Source organism: Pseudomonas sp. G7(2022) (assembly GCF_052660475.1).
In genome coordinates, this window is record NZ_CP109659.1 from 211,125 (window position 1) to 224,023 (window position 12,899).

General features: G+C 61.0%; 11 protein-coding genes and 1 tRNA gene. 9 read left to right on the top strand and 3 right to left on the bottom strand.

The genetic code is table 11. The annotated features are described in order from the left end of the window. The first annotated feature begins 42 nt into the window (after window positions 1-42). From NE357_RS00885 to NE357_RS00900, 4 genes are read left to right on the top strand one after another with little or no spacing between them, the layout of a single operon-like run. Complete coding sequence (locus NE357_RS00885; protein ID WP_169428342.1) at window positions 43-1,734, top strand: vWA domain-containing protein; 1,692 nt, start codon at window positions 43-45, stop codon at window positions 1,732-1,734. A 29-nt stretch (window positions 1,735-1,763) separates the two neighbouring features. Beyond that, entirely contained in the window at window positions 1,764-2,345 is a 582-nt protein-coding gene (locus NE357_RS00890) for an RNA polymerase sigma factor (protein WP_243433433.1), read from the top strand. After that, the gene (locus NE357_RS00895) at window positions 2,342-2,959 is read left to right on the top strand and encodes a hypothetical protein (protein WP_169428344.1); all 618 of its coding nucleotides are present in this window, start codon (window positions 2,342-2,344) and stop codon (window positions 2,957-2,959) included. Before NE357_RS00890 ends, NE357_RS00895 begins: the two co-directional genes overlap by 4 nt. Window positions 2,960-2,979: 20 nt before the next feature. Next, window positions 2,980-3,258 carry a hypothetical protein gene (locus NE357_RS00900; protein ID WP_249314362.1) on the top strand — a complete coding sequence of 93 codons (279 nt, stop codon included), beginning with the start codon at window positions 2,980-2,982 and terminating at the stop codon, window positions 3,256-3,258. Between the two features lie 66 nt (window positions 3,259-3,324). Here NE357_RS00900 and NE357_RS00905 read toward each other — a convergent pair. After that, window positions 3,325-3,401 (bottom strand) — tRNA-Arg (locus NE357_RS00905). Window positions 3,402-3,846: 445 nt separating this feature from the next. Here NE357_RS00905 and gabD point away from each other — a divergent pair. From gabD to NE357_RS00920, 3 genes are all read left to right on the top strand, one after another. After that, window positions 3,847-5,289: an NADP-dependent succinate-semialdehyde dehydrogenase gene (gene gabD / locus NE357_RS00910; protein ID WP_169428345.1), complete on the top strand. Its 1,443-nt coding sequence runs from the start codon at window positions 3,847-3,849 to the stop codon at window positions 5,287-5,289. 186 nt (window positions 5,290-5,475) lie between these two features. Further along, window positions 5,476-6,756 (top strand): 4-aminobutyrate--2-oxoglutarate transaminase, encoded by a 1,281-nt coding sequence (gene gabT, locus NE357_RS00915; protein ID WP_169428346.1) that lies wholly within the window; start codon window positions 5,476-5,478, stop codon window positions 6,754-6,756. A gap of 140 nt (window positions 6,757-6,896) precedes the next feature. Next, window positions 6,897-8,108, top strand: a complete 1,212-nt coding sequence (locus NE357_RS00920; RefSeq protein ID WP_169428347.1) for a response regulator — start codon at window positions 6,897-6,899, stop codon at window positions 8,106-8,108. 27 nt (window positions 8,109-8,135) lie between these two features. On the opposite strand, the gene NE357_RS00925 is transcribed toward NE357_RS00920, so the two are convergent. Together NE357_RS00925 and desA are read right to left on the bottom strand one after the other, a co-directional pair. Further along, on the bottom strand, window positions 8,136-9,125 hold the full coding sequence (locus NE357_RS00925) for a GGDEF domain-containing protein (RefSeq protein ID WP_169428348.1): 990 nt from the start codon (window positions 9,123-9,125) through the stop codon (window positions 8,136-8,138). Window positions 9,126-9,270: 145 nt separating this feature from the next. Then, window positions 9,271-10,449, bottom strand: a complete 1,179-nt coding sequence (gene desA / locus NE357_RS00930) for a delta-9 fatty acid desaturase DesA (RefSeq protein WP_169428349.1) — start codon at window positions 10,447-10,449, stop codon at window positions 9,271-9,273. Window positions 10,450-10,596: 147 nt separating this feature from the next. On the opposite strand from desA, the gene dibA reads away from it, so the two are divergent. Both dibA and oscA read left to right on the top strand, forming a co-directional pair. Then, window positions 10,597-12,516, top strand: a complete 1,920-nt coding sequence (gene dibA, locus NE357_RS00935; protein WP_169428350.1) for a phosphodiesterase DibA — start codon at window positions 10,597-10,599, stop codon at window positions 12,514-12,516. Window positions 12,517-12,706: 190 nt separating this feature from the next. Then, window positions 12,707-12,889, top strand: a complete 183-nt coding sequence (gene oscA / locus NE357_RS00940; protein WP_003220508.1) for a sulfur starvation response protein OscA — start codon at window positions 12,707-12,709, stop codon at window positions 12,887-12,889. Window positions 12,890-12,899: the final 10 nt, after the last annotated feature.

Here is a 12,899-nt window from a genome sequence, read left to right on the forward strand (position 1 = left end):
CTCAGAGGTTGAATGATCAATTCTTCCTCGAGGTCAGCCCCCATGTTCCTTCCTTCGACGCTTCTGCGACCCTTGGCTGCCGGTGTGCTGTTGGCCGTCGCCGGTTGCGGTGTTTCCTCCGGTCCGGAATCGGTCGCCGTACCGCCACCGGCACAGCCCGAATCCAGCCCTGCGGTACAGCACGAAGCGGTCGTGGCCGATCGCGCGATGGCCAAACGCAGCGTGCTTGCGGCGCCGATGGCCAGTTTTGCTCCGATGCCGGCCGGGGAAAGTTATCCACAAGGCTATCGCGCCGAGCAGCACGAACAGTATGCCCACCTGGCTGATAACCCGATCCACAGCGTTGCCGAAACACCCGTCTCGACCTTCAGTGCCGATGTGGATACCGGCGCCTACGCCAACGTTCGCCGTCTGCTCAATCAGGGACGCCTGCCGCCGGAGGGCGCGGTGCGGCTGGAGGAGATGGTCAATTATTTTCCCTACGACTACGCGCTGCCCGCCGACGGCTCGCCTTTTGGCGTGACCACGGAACTGGCGGCCACCCCGTGGAATCCGCACACCCGTTTGCTGCGCATCGGCATCAAGGCATCTGACCGCTCGGTGGTGGAGCTGGCGCCGGCCAACCTGGTGTTTCTGGTGGACGTGTCCGGTTCGATGGATCGCCGTGAAGGGCTGCCGCTGGTCAAAAGCACTTTGAAACTGCTGGTCGATCAATTGCGCGAGCAGGATCGCGTGTCGCTGGTGGTCTATGCCGGTGAATCGCGGGTGGTGCTGGAGCCGACTTCCGGGCGGGAAAAGGCGAAAATTCGCACCGCCATCGAGCAGTTGACCGCAGGAGGTTCGACCGCAGGTGCTTCCGGCATCGAACTGGCCTACCAGATGGCGCAACAGGCGTTCATCCCCAAAGGTATCAACCGCATCCTGCTGGCCACCGACGGCGACTTCAACGTCGGTGTCAGCGACTTCGACAGTCTCAAGCAGATGGCTGTGGATAAACGCAAGACCGGTATTTCCCTGACCACCCTGGGTTTCGGTGTGGATAACTACAATGAACACTTGATGGAGCAACTGGCGGATGCCGGTGATGGCAACTACGCCTACATCGACAACCTGCGCGAGGCGCGCAAGGTGTTGGTGGATCAGTTGGGTTCGACCCTTGCCGTGGTGGCGAAAAACGTCAAATTGCAGGTGGAATTCAACCCGGCGCAGGTCAGCGAATACCGGCTGCTTGGCTACGAAAATCGCGCGCTCAAGCGTGAGGATTTCAGCAATGACAAGGTCGATGCCGGTGAAATCGGTGCAGGGCACACGGTGACGGCGCTGTATGAAATTGTCCCCGCAGGCGAGGAGGGCTGGCTGGAGCCGCTGCGCTACGGTAAGTCGGAGCCGGCTGTTTCCGGGAAGAACGGAGAATTGGCGATGTTGCGTGTGCGATACCAAAAGCCGGAAGGTGGGAAAAGTCTGCTGATCGAGCGGCCGATTGCCAGTCAGGTTGCGCCCGCCTGCGAAGACCTGCGTTTTGCTGCCGCCGTCGCGGCGTTCTCCCAGCAATTCAAGGACGGTCGCTACACCGGCGATTTCAGCTTGAAGGACACCGAAGCCCTGGCCCGAGGTGCCCGTGGCGATGACCGTTTCGGCCTGCGCAACGAATTCGTGCAACTGGTGGAACTGGCGCAAAGTCTGCGGACTTCGACCGCATTCAATGCGTTGCCGACCGAGCGACGGATTGAATAGTGAGTCGCCTGAAGGGGTTCATCAGCCAGCTGTTTGCCAGCGCAGACAGCCTTGAGGCCAGCAGCGACGAATCGCTGCTGGCCCGATATCGCGAGGGCGAGGGCAAGGCGTTCGAAATCCTGTATGCCCGTCATCGCCAGGGCCTGTACCGGTTTCTGCTCGGGTTGAGCGGCAAGCCGGAGCTGGCCGAAGAGGTGTATCAGGAAACCTGGCTGAGCCTGATCCGCAGCAGCAGTCAGCCACAAGGCCGGGCGACTTTTCGTACCTGGTTGTTCCAGATTGCCCGCAATCGCCTGATCGACCACTGGCGCAAGCACGGCGCCCATCAGCCGTTGCATGACAGCTACGACGAGCAGACTCATGCGGTCAGCGATGAGGCGAGCGACCCCGAACAACTGCTCAGCCTCAGCCGCGACAATCAGCGCCTGGACAGCGCCCTGCAAACCCTGCCTGCCGACCAGCGCGAAGTGTTCCTGCTGCGCGCCCACGGCGACCTCGATCTGGCACAAATCGCCAGCCTCACCGAAACACCGCTGGAAACCGTCAAGAGCCGCTTGCGCTACGCCCAGCAAAAACTGCGTCGGCTGCTGGCCGAGGAGGTACTGACATGACGGACGCCCGCCAGACACCCGAAGAGCAACTGCTCAAGCATTACCGCGAGCAACAGAACGGCGAGCCGCCGGGAAATCTCGACGCGCTGATTCTTGGCGCCGCCCATCGCCAGGCCTCTGCAGCGAAATCCAGCCCGTGGCAGCGCTGGCTCAAGGCCTGCCAGACACCGCGTTACCAGGTGGCCTTCGCCAGTCTGGTGGGCATCGCGCTGGTGCTGTCGCTGGTACAGCGTGCCCCGGAACCTGTGGCCCATTACGATTTCGCCCCTGCTGCCAAACCAGCCGCACCGCTGGCCCGCAAGGAGGCTATCGAGTCCCGGACATTGTCAGCCCCAACGGGCGCGCTGTCCGCACCTGCACCTGAACCTGCTCCGATGACGGAAATGGCCGCGCCGATGCAAAGTGAGTCGATCAGCGCCGACAGGGCAGACGAAGCCAAAGCCAGCAAACGCGCTGCCGCCCCGGCCAATGGCCTTGACGAGCAACTGCGCGAAGTCCTGCGTCTGCGCGAATCCGGTCAATCGCAAGCGGCCGACGCCCTGTTCAATAACCTGCACAAACGCTACCCGGACGTGAACCTCGACATCCGACTCGAACAAATTCGCCAGAAGTGACCGATTGATGACCCAGCCATTTGGCATTGCCCCGCAAAAACGCGCACTATCGGGGCATTGCCGATGCGCTGGAGGATGCCGTGGCCCAAAAAATCGACCGCATCGCCCAAATGCTCAACTGCCCGGTGAAGGGTGAGGAACTGCGGCGAGCCGTGACCGAGAGTCGTAAGGAGTTTCTTCTGGCGAAGCAGGCAGAAGAGGATCTGCAGGAGGACGTTCTTGATGATGAGTGGATCGAGGACGAAGAAGACGATGAAGACGATGAAGAATACGACGAGTTTGACTGGACGACGGAGTGATTCGCCAACCAGCATCCACAAAAAAGCCTCAGACCTTTCGGCCTGAGGCTTTTTCGTTTCTGTTCATGGCGCACCAGGCGGGATTCGAACCCACGACCCCTGCCTTCGGAGGGCAGTACTCTATCCAGCTGAGCTACTGGTGCAGCGGGCGACATCATACCTAGGTCGGCTCGGGGCGTCCATGCCGGGTTTTGGCGTGGTTTGTCAGTGCAAGTGTCGGTTGGAAAACCCTGCATTCCATAAAGCTGTAACGTCCTGCAAAAGGCTCGCTTGGCGCTTTGGAGAGGCTGTTCTATGGTTTCCCTGCGATCGGGGCTGTTTGTACGTTGATCCGAAATGTTCAGCAATTACGGCGTTTTTGTTCTTTTTTTCGAACGAACTATTGTCCTTTAACCCCTTTGATCCTAGGATCCGTTTGAGATTTCAAACGCTCTTTGATCGGGTGCCGAGCCGCACGTGTTTGCAACCGTGCACTATTCAGGTGCTTGAGCCCGGTGAATGATTTCCCTGACGGCAGCCTTGCGAGGCGCCTTTCTACAATCATAATTTTGCTCCGCGCTGGCCGCGGTGCTGTTAAGGAAAGCCGACATGCAGCTTAAAGACACCCAGTTGTTCCGCCAGCAAGCCTTTATCGATGGCGCTTGGGTCGACGCGGACAGCGGTCAGACGATCAAGGTCAACAACCCGGCCACCGGCGAGATTCTGGGCACCGTGCCGAAGATGGGCGCTGCCGAAACCCGCCGCGCGATTGAAGCCGCTGACAAAGCGCTGCCGGCCTGGCGCGCACTGACCGCCAAGGAGCGTGCAGGCAAACTGCGTCGCTGGTTCGAGCTGATGATCGAGCACCAGGACGACCTCGCTCGCCTGATGACCCTCGAGCAAGGCAAACCACTGGCCGAAGCCAAGGGCGAAATCGTTTACGCCGCTTCGTTCATCGAGTGGTTCGCCGAAGAAGCCAAACGCATTTACGGCGACGTGATTCCCGGCCACCAGCCTGACAAGCGCCTGATCGTGATCAAGCAACCGATCGGCGTGACCGCCGCCATCACCCCGTGGAACTTCCCGGCGGCGATGATCACCCGTAAAGCGGGTCCGGCCCTGGCCGCCGGTTGCACCATGGTGCTCAAGCCGGCTTCGCAAACCCCGTTCTCCGCTTTCGCCCTGGCCGAACTGGCCCAGCGCGCCGGCATCCCCAAAGGTGTGTTCAGCGTGGTGTCCGGCAGCGCCGGCGACATCGGCAGCGAACTGACCAGCAACCCGATCGTGCGCAAACTGTCCTTCACCGGTTCGACCGAAATCGGCCGTCAGCTGATGTCGGAATGCGCCAAGGACATCAAGAAAGTTTCCCTGGAACTGGGCGGCAACGCGCCATTCATCGTGTTCGACGATGCGGACCTGGATAAGGCCGTCGAAGGCGCGATCATTTCCAAGTACCGCAACAACGGCCAGACCTGCGTCTGCGCCAACCGTCTGTACATTCAGGATTCGGTCTACGACGCGTTCGCCGAGAAGCTGAAAGCGGCCGTCGCCAAACTGAAGATCGGCAACGGTCTGGAAGAGGGCACCACCACGGGTCCGCTGATCGACGAGAAAGCTGTGGCCAAGGTGCAAGAGCATATCGCTGACGCCGTGGCCAAAGGTGCCACCGTGCTGGCCGGCGGCAAGCCGATGGAAGGCAACTTCTTCGAGCCGACCATCCTGACCAACGTGCCGAAAGACGCGGCTGTGGCCAAGGAAGAAACCTTCGGTCCGCTGGCGCCGCTGTTCCGCTTCAAAGACGAGGCCGAAGTGATCGCGATGTCGAACGACACCGAATTCGGCCTGGCTTCCTACTTCTACGCTCGCGACCTGGGCCGTGTGTTCCGTGTGGCTGAAGCGCTGGAATACGGCATGGTCGGCGTCAACACCGGGCTGATCTCCAACGAAGTCGCACCGTTCGGCGGGATCAAGGCCTCGGGCCTGGGCCGTGAAGGCTCCAAGTACGGCATCGAAGATTACCTGGAAATCAAATACCTCTGCCTGGGCATCTAAGCCTCGGTAGAAGATCGCTGTAAACGCAAAGGGCACGAGAGCGCTGTCCCTTTGCGTCGTTTCAAACCGGAATTTTCTCTGCGGCCGGGAACGCCGTGGCAGTCGATCATCGCATGCTGCCACCGCCGATTCCTCCCGCTTTATCCTTGAACCACGCCGCCCGATGAGCGGCGAATGAGGACTGTAATGAGCAAGACTAACGCTGAACTGATGGCCCGTCGTACCGCAGCTGTTCCACGTGGTGTTGGCCAGATTCACCCGATTTTCGCCGAGTCCGCGAAGAACGCGACCGTGACCGACGTTGAAGGTCGCGAGTTCATCGACTTCGCTGGCGGTATCGCTGTACTGAACACCGGCCACGTGCACCCGAAAGTCATCGCCGCCGTGACCGAACAGTTGAACAAACTGACTCACACCTGCTTCCAGGTTCTGGCTTATGAGCCGTACGTTGAGCTGTGCGAGAAAATCAACGCTCGCGTACCGGGCGACTTCGCCAAGAAAACCCTGCTGGTGACCACCGGTTCCGAAGCCGTTGAAAACGCCGTGAAAATTGCTCGTGCAGCCACTGGCCGCGCTGGCGTGATCGCCTTCACCGGCGCTTATCACGGTCGCACCATGATGACCCTGGGCCTGACCGGTAAAGTCGTGCCTTACTCGGCCGGCATGGGCTTGATGCCAGGCGGCATCTTCCGCGCGCTGTACCCGAACGAACTGCACGGCGTGAGCATCGACGACTCGATCGCTTCCATCGAGCGCATCTTCAAGAACGACGCCGAGCCGAAAGACATCGCCGCGATCATCATCGAGCCTGTACAGGGTGAAGGTGGTTTCTACGTTGCGCCGAAAGAATTCATGAAGCGTCTGCGCGCCCTGTGCGACCAGCACGGCATCCTGCTGATCGCTGACGAAGTGCAGACCGGCGCTGGCCGTACCGGCACCTTCTTTGCCATGGAACAGATGGGCGTTGCCGCCGACCTGACCACCTTCGCCAAATCCATCGCTGGCGGCTTCCCGCTGGCCGGTGTCTGCGGCAAGGCCGAATACATGGATGCCATCGCCCCGGGTGGCCTGGGCGGTACCTATGCCGGTAGCCCGATTGCTTGCGCCGCGGCCCTGGCCGTGATGGAAGTGTTCGAAGAAGAAAAACTGCTGGACCGCTGCAAGGCTGTCGGCGAGCGTCTGGTCACCGGCCTGAAGGCCATCCAGGCCAAATACCCGGCAGTGATCGGTGAAGTGCGTGCCCTGGGCGCGATGATCGCGGTCGAGCTGTTCGAAAACGGCGACAGCCACAAGCCGAACGCTGCGGCAGTGGCATCGGTGGTGGCCAAGGCGCGTGACAAGGGTCTGATCCTGCTGTCCTGCGGCACCTACGGCAACGTTCTGCGCGTTCTGGTTCCGCTGACGGCGCCGGACGAGCAACTGGACAAAGGTCTGGCGATCATCGAAGAGTGCTTCTCGGAGCTGTAAGCCGTAGCACCGTGTAATCGGATCGACAAAAAACCCGCTTCGGCGGGTTTTTTCATGCCCGGGAAACACTTGTGCGGTTTTCAGGTTGTACCGAAACGTCAGCATTGGCTAAGGTTCAAGCATTGCAAGGGAGGGCGCGCATGACGGCCGTCGATTTACCCGCTGTACCCCGAGTGCTGATTGCCGAGGCCGACCCCTGGTCTCGTGACCTGCTCAAACAAGTGTTGCTGAATGTGCGCTGCGATGCGCGGCTGGACCTGTGCGCCGATGGCAAGGAGGCAATGACGCTGCTCAGCGAAGTGCCCTATGACCTGGCGATCGTCGATTGGGAGTTGCCCGGCGTCGATGGCTTGAGCGTGTTGCGCAGCGTTCGCCAGCGCAAACGCAATCCGCCGCTGCCGTTCATTCTGATGAGCAGTCGCAACGACAGCGCCAGCGTGCGCGAAGCCTTGCCGCTGGCGCCGACCGCCTACCTGGCCAAACCCCTTAACATGGAAAGTCTGACCGAGCGTTTACAGGGACTGCTGCTGAACGCCGGCGAAGAAGTGTTCTGCGAAGTGCCGGCGCTGGCGCCGGGCATGACCCTCTCGGTATTCCTCGAACGTCGCCGCGAGCAGGCCGACGGCGCGCCGTTGATGACCGACGTGCAAGTGGCGGTCAAGCGCAGCCTCAACCCCAACGGGCTGGATCTGAAGCTGCTGGAGGAGGAAATTCGCACCGATCCGCAAATCACCGCTGTGTTGATCGCCGCCGCCAACAGCGCTGCCCAGCACCATGGCGCGCCGGTGCAAACCCTGGCGCAGGCGTTGCATCGTCTGGGTACCGGGCAAAGCATGAACTTGATCCTTGGCCTTGCACTCAAGCGCAGCGCCCGACTCAGCGACCCGTGCCTCGCCGATTACGCCGAGCGTTATTGGGGCCTGTCGCTGCACACCGCCGAGTACGCTCGCACGCTGGCGCGTCTGCTCGATCTGGATCAGGAGCGCTGCTACTGCGCCGGGATGCTCCATCGTCTCGGCGATCTGGCGCTGCTGCGTTGTCTGCAGGAGTGGAAGCAGGCCGGCGGCGAGCTGGATGAGCTGGAGGAGGTCGGCGATGCGCTGGCGGAGTTCGGTGCGGCGTATGGCTCGGCGCTACGCACCCGCTGGCGCCTGCCGCTGGAGCTGCGTGAGCTGATTGCCTCGGCCTACCAGCTCGGTGGCGGGGTGTATTCCCGCGAGGCGCTGGTAATGAACATGGCGGCGCAGATGGCCCGGCTGACCGAGCACGAGGGCGTCGAGGAACTGGCGAAGAGCCGTACGGCGCGGTTGCTCAAGATCGGCTTGCCGGAGCTGATGCGGATGCGCAAATAGCGGCTTGATTGCGCATCCGGTCTGGAGTCAGGCGCAAATGATCCGGTTCTTGCCCTGCCGTTTGGCCTCGTACATCGCCGTGTCTGCGCGGGCGAACAGGGTGTCGAGGCTTTCGTCATCCGGGGTGAGACTGGTCAGGCCCTGGCTGATGGTAATGCCGAACGTCTGTTCACCGTGATTGAAGCTCAGCCGCTGAATTTCCCGTTGCAGCCGTTCGGCCACCTGCATCGCCATGTCCGGCGCACAGCCCGGGAAAACCGCAGCAAACTCCTCACCGCCAATCCGTCCGAACAGGTCCCCCCGACGCAAGGATGCTCGCCCGCATTCGGCGATCCGTTGCAGCACGTTGTCACCTTCCGGGTGGCCGTAAGTGTCGTTGATCACTTTGAAGTCATCGATGTCCAGCAGCAGGAACGCCATTTGCGCGCCTTGCAGACGCGCTTGTTCAAATTCCCGGTGGGCGCATTCGAAGAAGTGTCGACGATTGCTGCTCTGGGTCAGCACGTCGGTAGTGGCCAGCCGTTGCAGCTCGGTTTCCATCTGTTTCTTGTCGGTGATGTCTTCGGCGATGCCGACGATGATCACCGGTTGTCCTGGTTCTTCCTGGCGGTTGATGAAGCACTTGTCGCTGATCCAGCGCACCTGACCGTCGGCGTCGATGATCCGATATTCGCGGTCTTCCACGGCGCCTTTGTGCAGCACTTCGGCGAGGCTGCGTTCAGCATATTCGAGGTCATCGGGGTAGATGCTGTCGCGCCACTGGTTGTAGTCGGCGAGCAGCAGGGCTGCGGAGCGGCCGAAAATCCGCTCATAGGCGGGGCTGACGTACAGCACCTGACGGGTTTCCCAATTGAAGGCCCAAAGCACGGCGTTGACACTGACCAGCAGCGAGCTGAACAGCTGTTCGCGTTCGCTCAGGCGCGCCACTTCGCCCTGAGCGTGCATCAATGCCATCAGGGTCTGTGCGGCCTCTGGCCACTGGGGAAGGGATGAGTCTTTTTGATTGTTGTTGACCATCGACACGGATCTCAAAGGGCGTGCCGGGAAGTCGACAACGGCCACGGGACAGCCCGCCGGGGGTGGCGAAGTGTCTTTGAGATAGGGGATCGCGGGTGAAGTTCCGAAGGGTGCGCCCGGGAGCCGGGCGCACCGATCAACGGCATCAGGCAGGGCGAAGCGAGTAGGTTTTCAACTGATCGGCGAATTCACGCAGGGACTGGATGCCACTGACCTCGGCCTCGTGGACCCATTCCTTGATGGCCGCGAGCATGTCGTGGCCATTTGCGCTGGTCTTGACCCAGATCTGCTGCAGGGCCAGGCGTTTTTCGTAAATGACCTTCAGCGCCTGGCTGTGTTCGAGCATGTTCTGGATGCGCGCGTGATGGCGATCCTCGAGCAGGCTGGTTTCACGGGAGAGCAGACGCTTGGCGCGATGGAACTGGTGGCGTACCGAATGATCGACCTTGGCCAGCTCCTGCTTGACCAGCGGCCCGATCACCAGCTTGCGGTACTGGGCCATGATCTGGAAACGGTTGTTGAGGATCGCCATGGCGGTGTCCATGTCCAGGCTGCCCTTGCCTTCGACGCGGTGGGCGATCGGTGCGACCCGCTGCACCTTGGCCAGACGCAGGAAGCAGAAGACCTTGATCCAGGCCCAGCCGAGGTCGAACTCCCACTTCTTGACCGACAGCTTGGCCGAGTTGGGGTAGGTGTGGTGGTTGTTGTGCAGCTCCTCGCCGCCGATCAGGATGCCCCACGGCACCAGATTGGTCGCGGCATCGCGGCATTCGAAGTTGCGGTAGCCGACGGCGTGACCGAGACCGTTGACCACGCCGGCGGCCCAGACCGGGATCCACATCATCTGGATCGCCCAGATGGTGATGCCGATGGTGCCGAACAGCAGCAGGTCGATGACCGCCATGATTGCGATGCCAAGCAGGCGATAGCGGCTGTAGAGGTTGCGCTCGATCCAGTCTTCCGGGCAGTTCTTCCCATAGATGCGCAGGGTCTCGGGGTTCTGCGCTTCTTCGCGGTACAGCTCGGCCCCTTTGCGCAGTACCGTGGACAGGCCTTTGACGACCGGACTGTGCGGGTCATCTTCGGTTTCGCATTTGGCGTGGTGCTTGCGGTGGATGGCCGTCCACTCGCGGGTGTTCTGCGCCGTGGTCAGCCACAGCCAGAATCGGAAGAAATGCTTCAGCCCGGCATTCAGCTCCAGAGAGCGATGAGCCGAGTAGCGGTGCAAGTAGACCGTGACGGCAACAATCGTCACGTGGGTCATCAGCAGGGTCACGGCGACCAGCGACCAGGCCGACAAGCCAAGAAAACCTTCGTACCACATAGGCTATAGGGCCCTCGATAGAGAAAAAACAGCCGTTGCATTATCACCAAGCACACAGATAAAACCAGTCGCCCTTTCAGATAAGAGATGGCTGGATGTTTCTTGACCTATAATCCCGGCATTTTTTGTAGGGACATGGACGGCCGAATGTCTGCCACATACCGCGATGCCTTGCGTGCAGCGCTGCTTTACCTGGTTCTTGCCGTTGTCTGGCTGCAAGGTACTGGCTATTTATTGAACAGTTTCTTCGATAGCTCCGCTGACCCGTTGCGTTGGCAACTGATCAACGGTTACGTCTTTGCGGCGCTCAGTGCCGGGCTGATCTTCCTCGCCCGGGCGCGTCTGTTCGAATGCCTGGGCATCGGTGCCCGGTTGCGCGAGCGTCAGGCCGATCGCGAACGTCTGCGCCAGGCCGCCGCGGTGTTCGATTGCACACGTGAAGGCGTGCTGGTCACGGACCGACAAGGGCTGATCGTGCACGTCAATCGCGCGTTCATGGAGATCACCGGTTATCAGCACGACGAAGTGCTCGGTCGGCAGCCCAGCCTGTTCAAGTCCGGCCACCATCCACCAGGCTTCTATCAGGCGATGTTCGCCACGTTGCAGGCGCAGGATGAATGGAGCGGCGAGATCTGGAACCGGCGCAAGAGCGGAGAAATTTATCCACAGTGGCAAACCATCCGGGTGATACGCGACGATGACGGTCGCCTCAGTCATTACGTCGCGGTATTTTCCGACATCAGCGCGATCAAGGACTCCGAGCACGAACTCAAGCATCTGGCCCACCATGATCCGTTGACCGACTTGCCAAACCGCCTGCTGTTCAGCGACCGCGCCGAGCAGGCACTGGCTTCGGCGCAGACCCACAAGCGCGGCTGCGCGCTGCTGATGATCGACCTCGATCACTTCAAGCTGATCAACGACAGCCTCGGCCACAACATCGGCGACCGTTTGCTCAAGGCGGTTGCTGTGCGTTTGCAGGCGTTGTTCGGACCGGGCATCACGCTGGCGCGCCTGGGTGGCGACGAGTTCGCGGTGTTGATGGAAAGTTGTCCACAGCCGGCGCAGGCGGCGGCGCTGGCCCAACGTATTCTCGATGCACTCAAGGAGCCGTTCTGCCTCGACAGCCACGAATTGTTCATCAACGCCAGCCTCGGCATCAGTCTCTTCCCCAGCGATGCCTTGAGCGCCGAACAACTGCTGCGCAACGCCGATGCGGCGCTGTTCAAGGCCAAGAGCAGTGGTCGCAATGGCTACGCGCTGTACACCGAAGAACTCACGGCCCACGCCCAGCAGCGGGTCGAAATCGCCTTCGAATTGCGCCGCGCGCTGGAGCAGCAGGAGCTGCGGGTCTACTACCAACCGGTGCACGACCTGAAAACCAGTCGCCTGATCGGCGTCGAGGCGCTGGTGCGCTGGGAGCATCCGCAGCGGGGCCTGGTGTCGCCGGCGGAGTTCATCCCGATTGCCGAGCGCACCGGGCTGATCTCGGAAATCGACGCCTGGGTCATGCAGCAGGCCTGCCGGCAGATGTGCCAATGGCAGCAGGCCGGTGTGGTGCTGTCGTTTGTTGCGGTGAATGTTTCGTCACGACTGTTTGCCCGCCGTGAGTTGTATGAGCAGGTGGCGCAGGTGCTGCACGACACCGGTCTGGATCCGGCCTATCTGGAACTGGAAGTCACCGAAAGCGCGGTGATGGACGATCCGGAAGTGGCGCTGGAACAGATGCATCGTCTGCGCGAGCTGGGGATTCGTCTGGCCATCGATGATTTTGGCACCGGTTACTCGTCGCTGTTGCGGCTCAAGCGCCTGCCGGTGCAGAAGCTCAAGATCGACCAGGGATTCGTCGCCGGCCTCCCTTGGGACGAAGACGATGCAGCGATTGTCCGGGTGATCATCGCCCTGGCCCGCAGCATGGGCATGCAGGTGCATGCCGAGGGCATCGAGCAGGCCGAGCAGGCGGCGTTCCTGCTTGAGCAGGCTTGCGATCTGGGGCAGGGCTACTGGTTCGGGCGGCCTGTGCCCGAGACGTTGATTGACTGGAGCAGAGCCCCGGCAATCGGTTGAGCGGCGGGACCGGCGGACTTGCGAAAGGGTAAATCCGCCGCAAACCCTTGCTGCATCACATAATGTTTTCCAGTTATATAAACATTCTTAAATAGTCTTTTTAAGAATATCCGCGCCTCTCTTATATTGCTCCCACGCCGAACGCAGTGCCGCCCACTGCCAGGCATATCCCATACAAAGGAGCAGCACCATGAGCGCATCCCTGCGTAGCGTTGACGGTCAGGACGAAACCACCATTCTGCGTGAAATCCAGAGCGCCTTGCGCGACCTGCGTTTCGGTGCGGTGGAAATTACTGTGCACAACGCGCAAGTGGTCCAGATCGAACGCAAAGAGAAATTCCGTCTGCAGCAACCGGGCAACAAACCGAGCTGAATCCAAAAAG